The sequence below is a fragment of the Capnocytophaga sp. ARDL2 genome, from assembly GCF_041530365.1.
Classification (GTDB): domain Bacteria; phylum Bacteroidota; class Bacteroidia; order Flavobacteriales; family Flavobacteriaceae; genus Flavobacterium.
In genome coordinates, this window is sequence record NZ_CP168034.1 from 652,600 (window position 1) to 666,809 (window position 14,210).

Consider the following 14,210-nt stretch of genomic DNA (forward strand, 5'->3'; position numbering starts at 1 on the left):
TATTGTAATTTTGCACTTGTTCAAATATCTGTACAATTAAAAAGTAAACTTATCATAAAAAAATTACATTTTAGATTTTTATTATTTGCCTTTTTTCTTTTAATGTCATGTATAAGAGATAATTGTGTAGATTATATGATAAAAAAATGCAACTAGTTCTGATTTGAAAATCATTTTTTAAAAAGAAGATGTTGTTGAAAAAAATATTAATATATTTTCAAATAATTATCATACAGAATTGAGCAAATGTGATTGGGGAAGTTGGGGAATTGAATATACATACTTTGATTCAATTCAGTTAATTTTAAATAATGTAGTAAGAAGAACCTATTATCCAACTGATGAAGGTAAAAGTATTTATAAAGCAGAAGATTCAAATTATTGGAAACCTGTAGAATCAAGAAAATATTATAACAAATATGTTTTTGAAATTACAGAAGAGGATTTGAATTAAAAAACACGCGGCTGTCCATGTGGACAGCCGCGTGTTTTTTACGCCGTTTCACTTGACGTATAAGTATCTTCATCATCCAAATTATTGGGTTCTTTAAAAGCAATTTCTGGATTGAGTATTTCGTTGAGCAAATTTGCCAATTGTTCTTCAAATTGTGCTAAAATATCAGGGGTAATCAGCGTACCTACTTTGTCTATAGTTAGCAATTTGTATCCCTCACTTTTCAATCGGAAGGAATATATCCCAGCTTGAACTGGTTGTCCATTGGCTTCTTCTTTATACATCAGAGCATAGCAAAATAGCTGTATAGCTTTTTCTCTTTCTAAATGGATTAAATTTTCAAAATTAGAAACTTTTACATTTCGCTCATGCAGGTATCCTGTTTTGTAATCGATAATTCGCAAAATGCCGTTTCTCAATTCGATGCGATCGGCAGTTCCTTTCAATTGGATAGGGCAGGGCAACGTAGGATGTGTAAATGTGTATTCCATTTTTTTCTCCAATGCTACCAATTGAATGGTGTTTCCATCGTTTAATTCGGCAATTTCATTGTCTAAAAAAGCATTGATGTTGTACAAAGTAGCCTCCATCGCTAGTAGATTTTTTCCTGATAAAACATAGTGTGAGGAATAGATTTCTTTGAAATATTTTTCCAACAGAGCAGGTACTTTTTCTTTCATTTGCTTGACATCTTCTGCCAAAATCTCTTTTCCAATGAATGGGGTGTAGAGTTCTTCTAAGGTGCTGTGAATAACATTTCCCAGAGTGTTGACAGCGATGTTTTCTTCCACTTCGGGATTGTCGTAGATTTTTAGTACACTTTGAAGGTAAAACTGCAAGGGATCGCGAAGATAGCTACTCAAACTCGATGGCGAATAGGCAATTTCCTTCAGTAGAGAAATTAGTTGGTCGGTTTTGACGATTTTCTTCTTTTTTTGTGTCGATTTATCAGTGGGTGCAGTTGTGTTTACCTCGGTGATATGGTGTTGTTTGATGTTGTCGAGCTGCAATTGAGTGATAAATCTACTCGGTTCTTTTCCTTGGCTTTGGTCGTTGTCGTAAATGATGTAAATGTTATTTGCTCGATGCAGCAAATGATAAAAATGATAGGTAAAAATCGAGTCTTTTTCCTTGTAAGTTGGCAATCCCAATTCCACTTTTACATCATAGGGGATAAAAGTGTTGATAGTTTTACTCTTAGGGAATTTTCCCTCATTTACTGATGTGATGATAACTGTGTCAAAATCCAACACACGACTTTCGAGAATTCCCATGATTTGTAAACCTTGTAGTGGTTCTCCTTCAAAAGAAACTTCCATCAAATCTGCAATTTGCTTGTAAATATTGGTAAAATGCGATAGCGAATCAATCAACTGATAGGTTTCTTGATAATTTTTTATTTTGTTTAAAGTCTGATAAATCGTGTAGGTAAATGCCAATGAAATATCATCATTTTTTTCGACTAATAGATGTTTTATTTCTTGTAAAACAGTAAACAATTTTTCTATGATTTCATCTAATGAAAGGTTTTTCCATGGAGTTAAAATCGATGCTATAAACGGACTGATTGCGACGTTTTTTTCTAAAGTTTCATAATAGAAAAACGAAATATTTTGCTTGTTGATGAACTGTACAATCTCTTTAGCATCAGTGTGTTGCGAAATGTATGGGTGCTGCAACACATCTAGAACTTCTTTATAGTAAAACGTAGTATGTTCGTTGCGATTGCATGCATTATTTTGCATTTTTAATAACTTTTGAATCAACAAATGCGAAGGATGCGTTTTTGATCCAAATCCCATGGTGATATTGAGAGCATTTGTCTCAATTGGGAGTTGATTGAGTAAAGGCAAAAGCAAGTTTTCGTCACTCAGTATCACTGCAGTTTCTTGTAGATTTTTTCCCTCTTTGGTAAAATTATTGATGATTTCGCCTACGATTTTCGCTTGTCCTATATTTTTAGGCGTACCGTATATGTGGATGTTTTTTTCTTTTGTATAAAAATCATTGATGTCTTCATAAGGACGCGAATTGTACAATCCCCAGTTTTTCTTTATTTTACGAGCAAAATATCCCGCTTCATGGTCGTTGTCGTTGAGGAAATATTGGTCTATGTTCCACAGTATTTTGGCTTTTTGTTCTTTTGCCAAACGTTGAAAAATGATTTCTTCAGCTTGGTTCAATGCATTGAATCCACAAAAATAATAGGTGTTTTCAGAGCGATCGTTTTGGATAAAATCATTGAGTTTTTCAACAGCTTTACGATAGATGATGCCTTGATATCCTTTGTTTTGTGAAATAAGATGTTGCGAAAATTTTTCGTAATAAATAGGTAAAGTCTCCCAAAAAGTCAAATGTTTTTTGATTAAATCGGTTTGAATATCAGCATTTACCGCCCAATGATTGATGTCGTCTATGTTTTGAAGATACGAAAATACGTGATTAGGGTCGAGCAAATAAGTGTCTATGTCGTTGAAATCTTGCAACAACAATTTTGCCCAACCAGAAAACGATTCAAAATCTTGAATTTTTTCTTTGGGAGTGTTTTCGATATAAATGGTGTAAAACACAAATAGAGACTCTAAAGAATCGATTTTTTTGACATGAGAAATTTGAGCTATCAACTCTTCTATACTCATAATTTCTGGAGCAATCACAAATCGTTCCGAGCGATTTTTTAAGGCGTCTTGTAAGAAAATTTTTGCACGTTTGTTGGGTAAAACCACTTTGGTATGAGCAAAATCCCACGCCGTGTCTTTGATGAGTCGCTCGGCTATTTCTTCTACAAAGCTGATGTGTTTCATGATATATGACTGAATAAAACATTTGAAGCGTAAAGGTACTCAAAAAAAGCGTATTTTGAAAAAGGATAAAAGTACATTATATGATAAAAAGTAGTATATTTGAAAAAAAAATAAAAAGAATGAAAAAAGTAATTTGTGTTTTGGCATTGTCGTTTGTTATGTTTCAAGCAAATGCTCAAGAGGTTGCACCTAAAGATATTTTGGTTGCAGGGAAAAAAGAATATGCAGAATATGCTAAAAAAGAAGCAGATTTTGTAGCTGAATATTGCGGGTTGACTAAGGTGCAAAGAAATAATTTGTTTTACATTTTTGAGAAAAAATACGAATTTTTGTCTCAAGATATGTCTACAAAAAAAATAGAATGGGTGAGTGATTTTGTCGGAGAAAGAATGCGTTCGCTTTTGTCAGCAGAAGAATTTGAAAAAATAGCTAGAAAACCAAAGGCAATGATAAAATTGACAGGGACAATCTATTTAACTAAATAAAATATGAAAAAAATTACATCAATAGTAGCATTAAGCGGATTGGTATTTGCTTCTTGTTCGGAGGATAAAACAACAACAGAGCCTACTGACGAAATCGTTGGAAAGTGGGTGCCTAAGAATGTAGAGTTGATTCAAGTGGTAAAATTGTACGAGTACGATTATCCTCACACAGTAGGATGTGACAAGGATTTCTTGGATATACAATCAACTACACAAGGTACATTTACACACTTTTCTGGTACTGAATGTAAAGCAAAAGTAGCAAGTCAGGCGTTTTCAAAAGAAGGGAGTGATGTAAAACTCAATCTAAACGGAGTTGAAGTTTCTGGAAAAGCAACTTTTTCTGGAAATCAAATGTATATCACAGGTAGTTTGGGAGATTATACCACTTTCTTTCAAGAATATTTTCCAGAATATGCAAGTATGATTTCTATGCTGAGTGGAGCAACTGTAAAAATGACTTTTGATAAAAAATAATTTTATGATATATATAATAGTTGTAGTTATTTTAGCTTTGTTTTTTATGAGTTTTTTTACCGTAAAACAACAAAGTGCTGTGATTGTTGAACGTTTTGGAAAATACCTTTCGATTCGTCAATCGGGATTGCAAATCAAAATCCCCGTGATTGATCGAATTGCGGGAGTAGTAAACTTGCGTATCCAACAATTGGATGTTATTATCGAAACCAAAACCAAAGACAACGTATTCGTAAAGATGAAAGTATCAGTGCAGTACAAAGTAGTACAAGATAGAGTTTACGAAGCGTTTTATAAATTGGAATATCCTCACGATCAGATCAGATCGTATGTGTTTGATGTGGTACGAGCTGAGGTTCCAAAATTGAAATTGGACGACGTTTTTGAAAGAAAAGACGATATTGCAATCGCTGTTAAACGTGAATTGAACGATGCAATGATTACCTACGGATACGATATCATCAACACTTTGATTACAGATATCGACCCAGATATTCAAGTAAAAAATGCGATGAACCGTATCAACTCTGCCGATAGAGAAAAAACAGCAGCAGAATACGAAGCAGAGGCTCAAAGAATCCGCATCGTAGCAAAAGCAAGAGCAGAGGCAGAGTCAAAGAGATTGCAAGGGCAGGGTATCGCCGACCAGCGTAGAGAAATTGCACGTGGTTTGGTAGAATCGGTAGATGTGCTAAACAAAGTAGGAATCAACTCTCAAGAGGCATCTGCTTTGATTGTAGTTACACAACACTACGATGCTTTGACAGCTATCGGAGCTGAAAACAATTCTAACTTGATTTTGTTGCCAAATTCACCACAAGCAGGTAGCGATATGCTCAATAATATGGTGGCGTCATTTGTCGCAAGCAACCAAGTGAGCGAAGTAATGAAAAACGTTGCAAAAGTGAAGAAAGAAATAAAACCAAATGTTTCGCAAGAATCCACTTTTGAAGAAGACGAAGAATAATGTATTCTACACAGTAAATGATCCCTTTCAGACAGCTGTTTGAAAGGGGTTATTTATTTATCTGATTACCACTGTAGGTTTAGTTCTATATATGCGTTGAGGTTTTTAGCATTGTTTGAAGTGATGTTACTATTTGATCCTACAAATAATGGTTCAACTCTGAAAGCACTCCCAATAGTTGTTCCCATGTCAGCTACACGATTAATAGGAACATAAACTTCCCCAATGTTTCGCTTCAAATTTTGGTGTGATAGACAAGTTGTTGTGATAGTAAGCGTTGTATATAGATTGACCTTTTGAAGTGAGTTTTACCCTCTAAGTCAGATCTATAAACAATTTACTACAAATGCGTACGTCAACTCTCAGGTGCATTGTTGTAGGCAACGAAGAAGTAAATGTACGACCTTCAATGTTTTCATAAGTTACAATCTTGTTGTAAGATTGTAACGTGTTTTTAATGTTTTGCAAATCGATTCTTATTTCTTGATTACCTGTGTTCAAAGTATATTTAAATGAGTTGGCATTCGCTTTGTAATTCAAACTGCCTATATCTGTAATCGAAAAGCCAATTTTTGCATCATATAGATTTTTTGTAGCCATTTTTTTCTAAATTCATATACAGCACCAATGTCAAAACCTATGGTTGAGGTGTTGATTTTCAATGCGTCTTTGATAGAAAAATCGTCGTCAAAATTGTTGAGACCACCATATTCAGTAATAAATTCTCTTGAACCTTTGGTTGTAAGTATTAAATCGTCATCATTATGGTCTAATCGTAGCTCTCCACTAAAATTGTTGAAACCAATACGAGAATTAGAAGCTTCCCATTACATATTTCACATTGGCACCTATATTGAATTTGTGATGTTCAGTTTCGATGAGATTACGTGAAAATGCTACTCCAATTTCACAAAAGGCGTTTCCTGATACGTTGGTGTTTTCTTTTTTTAATAAAGGATAATTTGCTAAAGTTCCTGTGTTTACATCACCGATAAAATCTTGAATGATTTTTGCATCAATCTCTCTTGCGTGTACCATTGTGCGAATACGAGTAGAAAAACCGATGACATTTTTATCTAATTTAAAAAAGGCTGAAGGCTCCAAAATGTCAGAATGGATACTCTGATTGATATGGTTGTGTGAGTAAACTGAAGAGTTGATAGATGTAAATTTTTCATAATTCTTTTTAAATCTAGCGAATAACTCAATTTGTTGTTTGATAGATTCGCGTCAGTAGAAAAAAGGTAGATTCCTATCTTACTGTTGCTGTTTAATAAATCGGCAGGATTTGAAAGGCTATTGTAAATATCTCCATGAGCACTGCTATTTACCCCAGTGTATTGTTGTTGAGCAAAAGCAGAACATACTGCTATAACACTCAAAAGAATAAAGGATTTTTTTCGTAAAAAAATGTTTAATTATTTTGCAAAGGTACAATGATATGTGCTATTTAAACAGATTTATTTTAACAAAATAAAAGTTTTTGTAAATGGTTGAAACTAAGGAAATAATTCCAAAAGTTTGGTTGGTAACTATTTCTTTTTTAGAGTATCGATAAATAAACGAAGATATAAATAAAATTTTGTATCTTTGGTGATTTAATTATAGGAAATCAATATGCAGAAATTACTATCGTATCCATTAAGTGTTCTCTATTATATTTGTTTGGGATTGAGTTTGGTAATCTTTCATCCGATCCAATGGTTTTGTTTGAAAGTTTTTGGATATCAGTCGCATAAAAAAAGTGTGGATATACTACAATGGTTTTTGATGCGTAGTGCCAATGTATTGGGGACGACTTTTTCGGTAACTGGAAAAGAAAACTTACCAAAAGAGCGACCATTGATTTTTGTTTGTAATCACCAATCGATGTTTGATATTGTGAGCATTATTTGGTTTTTGCAAGAGGCTCATCCAAAATTTGTAAGTAAAATTGAGTTAGGGAAAGGTATTCCGAGCGTCTCATTCAATTTGAAATACGGAGGATCTGCCCTGATAGACAGAAATGACCCAAAACAGGCGTTGTCTGCTATAAGAGACTTGGCAAAATACATACAAACTAACAAGCGTTCGGCTGTAATTTTTCCTGAAGGAACGCGATCAAAAACAGGAAAACCAAAGAGATTTTCTGAAAATGGATTGAAAATGTTGTGCAAATTTGCTCCCAATGCGATGGTTGTACCTTTGACAATCAACAATTCTTGGAAAATATTTAGATATGGTAGTTTTCCGATGGGATTGGGAAGTGCAGTAAAATTGCATGTACACCCCGCTATCAAAATAAAAGATATGGAGTTTGAGCAACTACTAGAAACAGTAGAAAATACAGTAAAATCAAAGATTGAAGAATAATTTGTAAATTATTATCACATTTTCAAATTTCTCAGTCTCATAAATTATAATAAAAACACACTATGTCAGTAAAAAACATCAGATTGGAGGTGATGCAGTTTTTGGAAAAAAACATCGACTCTTTTGTACAAAACTATTTGATTCCAGTAGAGAAAATCTGGCAACCATCAGATTTATTGCCCAATTCACAAAGCGAAAATTTCTTTGAGGAAGTAACCGAATTGCGTGAATATGCCAAAGAATTGCCGTACGACTTTTGGGTGGTATTGGTAGGAGATACAATCACGGAAGAAGCCTTGCCTACTTACGAATCTTGGTTGATGGAAGTAGAAGGTGTAAAACAAAAAGAAGGTGAGGATGGAACAGGAAACGGCTGGGCAAAATGGATTCGTCACTGGACGGGTGAGGAAAATCGTCATGGAGATTTGCTCAATAAATATTTGTATTTGTCTGGGCGTGTAAATATGCGTGAAGTAGAAATCACTACACATCACTTGCTCAACGATGGTTTTGACCCCGGTACAGATCAAGATCCTTATAAAAACTTTGTGTTTACGAGTTTTCAAGAATTGGCAACCTATGTATCTCACAATCGTGTCTCACAATTGGCAAAAAAATACGGAGATCACAAATTGTCAAAAATCTGTAGAATCATTGCAGGAGACGAAATGCGTCACCACCATGCATATTCTGATTTTGTAGAAAGAATTTTTCAAGTAGATCCGTCGGAAATGATGAAGGCGTTCTACTATATGATGAAGAAAAAAATCACTATGCCAGCCAACTTGATTCGCGAATCAGGTGGAGCTATGGGAGATGCTTTTGTACATTTCTCTGAATCTGCACAACGTATCGGTGTTTATACTTCTACCGATTATGTCGATATCTTAAACAAACTTATCAAACGTTGGGAAATCGATAAAATCACCAATCTGACGGATGAGGCAGAAAAAGCAAGAGATTATCTCATGCGTTTGCCAGATCGTATGTTGAAATTGGCGGAACGAATGAAAGTTTCAGAAGAATCATATATTTTTAAATGGGTGAATCCCGCAACTTTACGATAAAAATTAAGGCTGTCCGAAAAGACAGCCTTTGATTTTTAGTTAGCTTTTTTGTAACGGAAAATGACATATTCTTTTACATTATCACCGTTTACGTCAATAAATTCTAAATTTAAAACCTACTGTTTGTGCTGTATGATTATGCAATTGAAAAACAACAGATTCATCTATGTTTAGTTGTACAGTGTTTTCAGCTTGATTGTGAACATAACTACTGATAAACGCTTCTGGAATATATGTTTCGTTTAGATCTTCGTCGTGTACTGTTACTGTCAATTTTCCGTCGTTTTCAAATAAATAAGAATCTAACAATTGACAAGTTTCACCTTGATTAGTCATCAAAGGTTCATGTTTAGCTCCATCGTATAAAACGTTTTTTTCATACGTCCATTTTCCTAATAAAGATGGCTTTGTGTTGTTGTCATCATTTTTACAAGCAACAAAAGCCAAGGCAGTGAATACCATAAAAACTAATTTTTTTTCATAACGTTTTTTGATATGATTGAATTAAATGATTTCTCAAGTTTAGAAATATTTTTTATAAAAAAACAAGTAAATAGATTTTTCTTTTGATGATTTGAAATAAAAAATGAAAAAGGTTTCAATATTTTTATATCTTTGTACATTATATGAAAAATTACAGTCGACTATGTCTAAATCATTTGAAAGATACCAAAAACGAAGATTGATTTCTTCTTATTTCTCTGTTGTAATCAGTATATTTTTAGTTTTGTTTTTGTTGGGTACATTGGGAATGTTTGTCAACAATGCCGAGAAAATTTCCAATACTTTTAAAGAAAATATTCCGATGACCATTTTCTTTAAAGACGAAGCAAAAGATACTGATATCATTGCACTTCAAAAAGAATTAGAACAAAAAGAATATTTAAAAGACATCGCTTTTGTACATAAGGACACAGCAGCTATTCAACATCAGGAAACCATTGGCGAAAATTTCGTTCAGTTTTTAGGGCACAATCCATTGCGTCATTCGTTGGATTTGCATCTGCACGGAGCGTATGTAGAAAAAGATTCTATCAAAAATATCGAAATGAGTTTTAAAGAAAACAAACTAGTTGATGATGTGATTTACGACGCTCAATTGGTGAATTTGGTAAACGACAATGTAGAAAAAGTTACCTTTTGGGTATTGGTTGTAAGTGGTGTTTTTGCGTTGATTGCAATGTTGCTAATCAACAGTTCGTTGAGACTTTCGGTTTACTCCAATCGTTTTATTATCAAAACAATGCAAATGGTAGGAGCGACAAAATCATTTATCCGTCGTCCTTTTGTGTGGAGAAGCATCAAATTGGGATTGATTGGTTCGGTATTGGCAGTAATCGCAGTGTTGTCATTGACATGGTACATTGATAAACAATTACCAGCCTTGGGATTGATGCAAGATTATCAATCTTTGGGAATTGTATCGGTAGAAATTTTATTATTAGGGATTGTCATCACTTGGTTTAGTACTTATTTTGCTACTACAAAATATTTAAATCTAAAATCAGATGATTTGTATTAAATTACAGTTTTTAACCACATAGGAACATAGTTTTTTTACAACGGATAAACAGAGAAGCTTCCGCTTTTAGAGAAAAAATAATTCGTAGCAAATTAAATATGGAAAACAATAAAAAAACATTATTTACAAAAGAAAATTACCTATTGATTGTAGTAGGTGTATTGACCATTGCGGTAGGATTTATATTGATGATGGGAGGGAATAGCGAAAATCCAGAAATCTTCAACGAAGAAGTATTTAGTTTTCGTAGAATAAGATTGGCACCAGCAGTTATTTTTGTTGGATTTACCGTTTGTATCCTTTCTATTTTTTATTCAAGAAAAAAGTAAAAAACAAATTTTGAGGCTATCGCAATATGGAACTTTTTCATTACATACTCATCGCAATCATCGAAGGGTTGACAGAATATTTGCCGATTTCATCAACGGCTCACATGGGGTTTACTGCTGCATTGCTGGGTTTGGATAGCAATGATGAATTTTTGAAAATGTTTCAAGTTTCTATTCAATTTGGAGCTATTCTTTCGATAGTAGTATTGTATTGGAAAAAATTTTTTGATTTCAACAATTTCAATTTTTATTTAAAATTGGCTTTTGCCGTAATTCCTGCTTTGGGATTGGGTTATTTATTTGACGATATGATTGAAGAAGTTTTAGGAAATCAAAAAGTAATTTCGATAGTGTTGATTCTTGGGGGAATTGTTTTGATTTTCGTTGATCAATGGTTCAAAAATCCAAAAATTCACGACGAAAAAGAAATTTCATTCAAAAAAGCCCTAACTATCGGATTTTGGCAATGTTTGGCAATGATGCCTGGTACTTCGCGTTCGGCTGCTTCCATTATCGGAGGGATGACGCAGGGGTTGAGCAGAAAAGCCGCGGCTGAATTTTCTTTTTTTTTGGCGGTGCCTACTATGTTGGCTGTAACTATTTATTCTGTTTTTGTGAAAAAATGGGGGGCAGAAGGGATTGTACAACAAAAAGGTTATGAAATGATTTTGGCTACTTCAGAAAACACACAAATCTTTATTTTAGGAAATATCATCGCGTTTATTGTGGCACTTATCGCCGTGAAAACATTTATTGCAGTTTTGACAAAATACGGATTTAAATTTTGGGGTTGGTACCGCATCATCGTAGGAATTATTTTGTTGATTTATTTTTGGTAATACATTTAAGGTGTAAGGAGTAGCCACGAATTACACAAATTATCACAAATTTCTTTAACATATTCCTCTTCATGATGATTGAGGATTTGTAACAAAAAAGATGTATATGTTCATACTAAAATAGAAAAATATATGATTAGACACTCAGTCTTTAGCCACCATTCTTTTTAGATGTGAATACGAAAGATATTTATTAATAAATGGTGAATAATTTATGGAAATTCGTGGCTAAAATAAAAGCGTATGCAAAAACTAACAAAAGAACAATTTCAAGAGGGACAAATCTTATTGATAGATAAACCATTGACTTGGAGTTCGTTTCAAGCAGTAAATAAAATCAAATATACTTTATTGAAAAATTTGAATTTGCCCAAACGATTCAAAATAGGTCATGCAGGTACATTAGACCCTCTTGCTTCTGGATTGTTGATTGTTTGCACAGGGAAATTTACCAAGAAAATACCCGAACTTCAAGCACAAATCAAAGAATATATAGGCACGATAACCGTTGGGGCAACCACACCTTCTTATGATTTGGAAACGAAAATCGACCAAACTTTTCCTACAGACCACATCACTTCCGAATTGATAGAAACCACTCGTCAGCAATTTATCGGACAAATTCAGCAATTTCCACCTGTTTTTTCGGCATTGAAAAAAGATGGGAAACGATTGTACGAACATGCAAGAGAGGGTAGTGAAGTAGAAATTCAAGCACGAACAATTGAGATTTTGGAATTTGAAATCACTCGAATTGCTTTGCCAGAAATCGATTTTAGAGTGGTTTGTAGTAAAGGAACCTACATTCGCTCATTGGCGTTTGACTTTGGGAAAGCGTTGCGTTCGGGTGCACATCTTATCGCTTTAAGAAGAACTAAAATCGGAAATTTTTCAGTGGAAAAAGGCATAGAACCCAACGATTTTGAACGAATTTACAATCCAAGTAAGTACGAAAATCAAGTAAAATAAACGAGGGTTTGAATGATGAATGAATTAGTAAAACTTGTGTTTTTCTTTTTGTATATACAGTTTTCTTTTGCTCAATCGCCAACCAAATTGGAAAAAGGCGATTTGTTGTTTATCAATATCAATTGTGGTGAAATGTGTGAGGCAATCAATGCGGTAACAGAGGGATATCATGGTTTGAAATTCAACCATGTGGGATTGGTAGATATTGATGAAAAAGGAGGCGTTTGGCTATATGAAGCCGTAGAAAAAGGAGTGGTAAAAACCCCTTTACGATTGTTTTTGGCATATACCAAACAGCCTGTTTATGTTGGAAAATTGGCTAACGAATACCATTATTTAATTCCCAAAGTTTTGGATTTTTGCAATTCACAATTGGGTGTACCGTACGACCATGATTTTTTATATGACAATGGAAAATATTATTGTTCAGAATTGATTTACGATGCGTTTTTATTTGCCAATGAACAAGAAGATTTTTTTCAAATGTATCCTATGAATTACAAAGAACCACACTCTGAGGAATATTATGCCGTTTGGATTAAACATTTTGAAGAAAGAGGAATGGAAGTACCACAAGGAAAATTAGGGTGTAATCCAGGAGCAATGAGTATGGATGAAAAAATTATTATGAAAGAATTTATAAAATAATACACTAAAAATGACAACAAACATTTATTTGAATTTCAACGGAAATTGTTAAGAAGCCTTCAATTTTTACCGTATTGTTTTTTGAGGTGAGTTTCCTTATGTAGGAAGGTTTAAAGATATGCCATCAGAATATCCCATTTCTGAAGAAATGGGCAATCAAAAGCCGAAGCGGATGAAATTTTCGGAAAATTGTTCGCAAATGGTACAGTAACGATGTCAATGGAAAATACATTTTGGGGCGAATATTTCGGAATGTGTACCGATGCTTTTGGTATCAACTGGATGATGAGTTACCGCGAAGGGTAAAAATAAACGAAAAGACTATCTGTTAAATTACAGATAGTTTTTTTTAGTTTTAAAAATTCGTGTAGTGATTGATACTTTTTCTTGTTTTACCAACTTTTTTCCGATATGTCTATGAACGTTTCTGAATTGTCAATTATCAATTACTTATTATTCGCTCTCGTATAAATCCTCTACACGGAGCTTGGTGTATCTGCGAATAGCTCTTGCTATTACTTTTTGTTCTAACCGATGCGTTTCTACATACAACATTCTATATATAGTGGTCGGTGCTTTACCAACGTCGTTAGCTATCTTGGTAATGTTTTTTTTTATTTTTTCTTTTGCCTCTTCTGTTACTTTTCTTTTATTCATATCTTTGGATATTTTTAATGACAGAAATAATTGATTTTTGTCATTATCACATTGCAAATATAATACAGAAATTCTGAATTAAACAAATTAAATTTCAGAAATTTTGAAAATAATTTTATGTTTATGAGTAAAAATATTGTAAATCAGAGATTTATAGAAGTGATAAATTTTCTTATTTTAGAAAAAAAAGTTCCTTCAAAATCATTTTTAGCAGAAAAATTTGGGATAACAGCATCTAAATTTTCAGAAATTCTGAAAGAAAGAATGAATGTAGGAGTTGATTTATTATCTGTATTGATAGACGACTATGAAATCAACGCCGAATGGTTACTTACAGGAAAGGGTTCTATGCTCAAAGGTGAGGTAAAAAATGAGGTTGTTACTCCTAATAATGATAAGTATATAGCAATGTTAGAGAAAAACAATGCTTTATTAGAGGAAAACAAAGCTTTGTTACAAGAAAAAGTAGCCAAGTTAGAGTCTGAGATACAGGCGTTAAAGTCGGCACAAAGTAAGTCAGTCAATAAATATACCCAACCAACTCAATCACAACCTCTTATTCAGCCACGCCGTTAATTATTGTCCTGTGTGTGGGTTTAATGGGGCAAATTTAGGCGAGGCGTAATGTACAAGTAATACA

Annotated in this window: 19 protein-coding genes; 13 read left to right on the forward strand and 6 right to left on the reverse strand. The window is 33.5% G+C overall.

From position 1 onward, the window contains the following. Positions 1 to 238 precede the first annotated feature (238 nt). Positions 239 to 454: a hypothetical protein gene (locus tag AB4865_RS03230; RefSeq protein ID WP_372474299.1), complete on the forward strand. Its 216-nt coding sequence runs from the start codon at positions 239 to 241 to the stop codon at positions 452 to 454. A 38-nt stretch (positions 455 to 492) separates the two neighbouring features. On the opposite strand, the gene AB4865_RS03235 is transcribed toward AB4865_RS03230, so the two are convergent. Next, positions 493 to 3,258, reverse strand: coding sequence for a PD-(D/E)XK nuclease family protein (locus tag AB4865_RS03235; protein WP_372474300.1), 2,766 nt, complete (start codon positions 3,256 to 3,258; stop codon positions 493 to 495). A gap of 119 nt (positions 3,259 to 3,377) precedes the next feature. On the opposite strand from AB4865_RS03235, the gene AB4865_RS03240 reads away from it, so the two are divergent. From AB4865_RS03240 to AB4865_RS03250, 3 genes are read left to right on the forward strand one after another with little or no spacing between them, the layout of a single operon-like run. Next, on the forward strand, positions 3,378 to 3,743 hold the full coding sequence (locus tag AB4865_RS03240; RefSeq protein ID WP_372474301.1) for a hypothetical protein: 366 nt from the start codon (positions 3,378 to 3,380) through the stop codon (positions 3,741 to 3,743). A gap of 3 nt (positions 3,744 to 3,746) precedes the next feature. Further along, positions 3,747 to 4,220 (forward strand): hypothetical protein, encoded by a 474-nt coding sequence (locus AB4865_RS03245; RefSeq protein ID WP_372474302.1) that lies wholly within the window; start codon positions 3,747 to 3,749, stop codon positions 4,218 to 4,220. Between the two features lie 4 nt (positions 4,221 to 4,224). Beyond that, positions 4,225 to 5,187 (forward strand): SPFH domain-containing protein, encoded by a 963-nt coding sequence (locus AB4865_RS03250; RefSeq protein ID WP_372474303.1) that lies wholly within the window; start codon positions 4,225 to 4,227, stop codon positions 5,185 to 5,187. A 65-nt stretch (positions 5,188 to 5,252) separates the two neighbouring features. Here the strand turns inward: AB4865_RS03250 and AB4865_RS03255 are convergent, their stop codons facing one another. The 3 genes from AB4865_RS03255 to AB4865_RS03265 form a co-directional block, all read right to left on the reverse strand. Continuing rightward, entirely contained in the window at positions 5,253 to 5,426 is a 174-nt protein-coding gene (locus tag AB4865_RS03255) for a hypothetical protein (protein WP_372474305.1), read from the reverse strand. A 76-nt stretch (positions 5,427 to 5,502) separates the two neighbouring features. Further along, complete coding sequence (locus AB4865_RS03260) at positions 5,503 to 5,787, reverse strand: DUF5723 family protein (protein ID WP_372474306.1); 285 nt, start codon at positions 5,785 to 5,787, stop codon at positions 5,503 to 5,505. A gap of 213 nt (positions 5,788 to 6,000) precedes the next feature. Next, positions 6,001 to 6,408 carry a DUF5723 family protein gene (locus AB4865_RS03265; RefSeq protein ID WP_372474876.1) on the reverse strand — a complete coding sequence of 136 codons (408 nt, stop codon included), beginning with the start codon at positions 6,406 to 6,408 and terminating at the stop codon, positions 6,001 to 6,003. A 396-nt stretch (positions 6,409 to 6,804) separates the two neighbouring features. On the opposite strand from AB4865_RS03265, the gene AB4865_RS03270 reads away from it, so the two are divergent. Both AB4865_RS03270 and AB4865_RS03275 read left to right on the forward strand, forming a co-directional pair. After that, positions 6,805 to 7,539, forward strand: coding sequence for a lysophospholipid acyltransferase family protein (locus AB4865_RS03270; protein ID WP_372474307.1), 735 nt, complete (start codon positions 6,805 to 6,807; stop codon positions 7,537 to 7,539). Positions 7,540 to 7,601: 62 nt separating this feature from the next. Continuing rightward, a complete protein-coding gene (locus tag AB4865_RS03275) occupies positions 7,602 to 8,606 on the forward strand; it encodes an acyl-ACP desaturase (protein ID WP_372474308.1) in 1,005 nt (334 codons plus the stop codon). Between the two features lie 93 nt (positions 8,607 to 8,699). Here AB4865_RS03275 and AB4865_RS03280 read toward each other — a convergent pair whose 3' ends face one another. Then, positions 8,700 to 9,068: a hypothetical protein gene (locus tag AB4865_RS03280; protein WP_372474309.1), complete on the reverse strand. Its 369-nt coding sequence runs from the start codon at positions 9,066 to 9,068 to the stop codon at positions 8,700 to 8,702. Between the two features lie 184 nt (positions 9,069 to 9,252). Here AB4865_RS03280 and AB4865_RS03285 point away from each other — a divergent pair, with 184 nt between their 5' ends. The 6 genes from AB4865_RS03285 to AB4865_RS03310 all read left to right on the forward strand — a co-directional run bounded on the left by AB4865_RS03285 (position 9,253) and on the right by AB4865_RS03310 (position 13,219). Next, a complete protein-coding gene (locus AB4865_RS03285; RefSeq protein ID WP_372474310.1) occupies positions 9,253 to 10,128 on the forward strand; it encodes a cell division protein FtsX in 876 nt (291 codons plus the stop codon). A 98-nt stretch (positions 10,129 to 10,226) separates the two neighbouring features. Continuing rightward, positions 10,227 to 10,457 carry a DUF3098 domain-containing protein gene (locus AB4865_RS03290; protein WP_372474311.1) on the forward strand — a complete coding sequence of 77 codons (231 nt, stop codon included), beginning with the start codon at positions 10,227 to 10,229 and terminating at the stop codon, positions 10,455 to 10,457. Between the two features lie 26 nt (positions 10,458 to 10,483). Further along, entirely contained in the window at positions 10,484 to 11,296 is an 813-nt protein-coding gene (locus AB4865_RS03295; protein ID WP_372474312.1) for an undecaprenyl-diphosphate phosphatase, read from the forward strand. A 243-nt stretch (positions 11,297 to 11,539) separates the two neighbouring features. After that, positions 11,540 to 12,265, forward strand: a complete 726-nt coding sequence (gene truB, locus AB4865_RS03300) for a tRNA pseudouridine(55) synthase TruB (protein ID WP_372474313.1) — start codon at positions 11,540 to 11,542, stop codon at positions 12,263 to 12,265. A 12-nt stretch (positions 12,266 to 12,277) separates the two neighbouring features. Beyond that, positions 12,278 to 12,913 carry a YiiX/YebB-like N1pC/P60 family cysteine hydrolase gene (locus tag AB4865_RS03305; protein ID WP_372474314.1) on the forward strand — a complete coding sequence of 212 codons (636 nt, stop codon included), beginning with the start codon at positions 12,278 to 12,280 and terminating at the stop codon, positions 12,911 to 12,913. Between the two features lie 189 nt (positions 12,914 to 13,102). Beyond that, positions 13,103 to 13,219 (forward strand): VOC family protein, encoded by a 117-nt coding sequence (locus AB4865_RS03310; RefSeq protein WP_372474315.1) that lies wholly within the window; start codon positions 13,103 to 13,105, stop codon positions 13,217 to 13,219. A 147-nt stretch (positions 13,220 to 13,366) separates the two neighbouring features. Here the strand turns inward: AB4865_RS03310 and AB4865_RS03315 are convergent, their stop codons facing one another. Further along, a complete protein-coding gene (locus AB4865_RS03315; protein ID WP_372474316.1) occupies positions 13,367 to 13,570 on the reverse strand; it encodes a hypothetical protein in 204 nt (67 codons plus the stop codon). Between the two features lie 123 nt (positions 13,571 to 13,693). Between AB4865_RS03315 and AB4865_RS03320 the strand changes: the two genes are divergently transcribed. Then, positions 13,694 to 14,146 carry a hypothetical protein gene (locus AB4865_RS03320; protein WP_372474317.1) on the forward strand — a complete coding sequence of 151 codons (453 nt, stop codon included), beginning with the start codon at positions 13,694 to 13,696 and terminating at the stop codon, positions 14,144 to 14,146. The last annotated feature ends 64 nt before the right edge of the window (positions 14,147 to 14,210 follow it).

What these genes read in the sequence shown, in the direction of transcription:
- AB4865_RS03235 (WP_372474300.1), bottom strand. Translation starts at nt 3,258, where the DNA reads ATGAAACACATCAGCTTTGTAGAAGAAATAGCCGAGCGACTCATCAAA.
- AB4865_RS03240 (WP_372474301.1), top strand. Translation starts at nt 3,378, where the DNA reads ATGAAAAAAGTAATTTGTGTTTTGGCATTGTCGTTTGTTATGTTTCAA.
- AB4865_RS03245 (WP_372474302.1), top strand. Translation starts at nt 3,747, where the DNA reads ATGAAAAAAATTACATCAATAGTAGCATTAAGCGGATTGGTATTTGCT.
- AB4865_RS03250 (WP_372474303.1), top strand. Translation starts at nt 4,225, where the DNA reads ATGATATATATAATAGTTGTAGTTATTTTAGCTTTGTTTTTTATGAGT.
- AB4865_RS03260 (WP_372474306.1), bottom strand. Translation starts at nt 5,787, where the DNA reads ATGGCTACAAAAAATCTATATGATGCAAAAATTGGCTTTTCGATTACA.
- AB4865_RS03270 (WP_372474307.1), top strand. Translation starts at nt 6,805, where the DNA reads ATGCAGAAATTACTATCGTATCCATTAAGTGTTCTCTATTATATTTGT.
- AB4865_RS03275 (WP_372474308.1), top strand. Translation starts at nt 7,602, where the DNA reads ATGTCAGTAAAAAACATCAGATTGGAGGTGATGCAGTTTTTGGAAAAA.
- AB4865_RS03280 (WP_372474309.1), bottom strand. Translation starts at nt 9,068, where the DNA reads ATGGTATTCACTGCCTTGGCTTTTGTTGCTTGTAAAAATGATGACAAC.
- AB4865_RS03285 (WP_372474310.1), top strand. Translation starts at nt 9,253, where the DNA reads ATGTCTAAATCATTTGAAAGATACCAAAAACGAAGATTGATTTCTTCT.
- AB4865_RS03290 (WP_372474311.1), top strand. Translation starts at nt 10,227, where the DNA reads ATGGAAAACAATAAAAAAACATTATTTACAAAAGAAAATTACCTATTG.
- AB4865_RS03295 (WP_372474312.1), top strand. Translation starts at nt 10,484, where the DNA reads ATGGAACTTTTTCATTACATACTCATCGCAATCATCGAAGGGTTGACA.
- truB (WP_372474313.1), top strand. Translation starts at nt 11,540, where the DNA reads ATGCAAAAACTAACAAAAGAACAATTTCAAGAGGGACAAATCTTATTG.
- AB4865_RS03305 (WP_372474314.1), top strand. Translation starts at nt 12,278, where the DNA reads ATGATGAATGAATTAGTAAAACTTGTGTTTTTCTTTTTGTATATACAG.
- AB4865_RS03315 (WP_372474316.1), bottom strand. Translation starts at nt 13,570, where the DNA reads ATGAATAAAAGAAAAGTAACAGAAGAGGCAAAAGAAAAAATAAAAAAA.
- AB4865_RS03320 (WP_372474317.1), top strand. Translation starts at nt 13,694, where the DNA reads ATGAGTAAAAATATTGTAAATCAGAGATTTATAGAAGTGATAAATTTT.